This window comes from Flavobacterium xizangense (genome assembly GCF_054075145.1).
Genome location: NZ_JBSIPG010000034.1, coordinates 1 through 450, shown reverse-complemented (window position 1 = coordinate 450; position 450 = coordinate 1). Strand labels below are relative to the sequence as shown.

Below are 450 nucleotides of genomic sequence, written 5' to 3'. Positions count from 1 at the left end.
GAAATGTAAAATACAGTTCAATAAATGATACTAAAGACAAAAATGGCGTTTTTTCGACAGTAAGTTTGGCAGAAACAAGTGGGAAATATAGATACAGCGTAGGAACCGATTTTGTGTCTAAAGATTTTGATCCAAATGATTTGGGAATTAATTTTTATACGAACTACTATAATATTTACGGGAACGCAAATTACCGCATCTTAAATCCGACTAAGCGTTTCAATAGCTTTAGAATTGACTATGAAATGTATGCTGAGTTTAATAACGAATCAGGAAAAGTCCAGGACAATAAAATCGCAGCTGAAGTAAATCTTAGTACCATCAGAAATAATTATTATGGCGCTGGTTTTACTGCTTCTCCATTAGAATCTCACGATTATTATGAACCAAGAGCGGCAAACCGTTATGTAATTATACCGCGAAAAATAGATTTTTGGGGAAGCATTTCTA

Annotated in this window: 1 protein-coding gene; it reads left to right on the top strand. The window is 33.6% G+C overall.

What is annotated here, in order from left to right:
* Positions 1-450 (top strand): DUF5916 domain-containing protein (locus ACWA1B_RS22385; protein WP_456910795.1); only part of this gene is annotated, 450 nt, incomplete at both ends.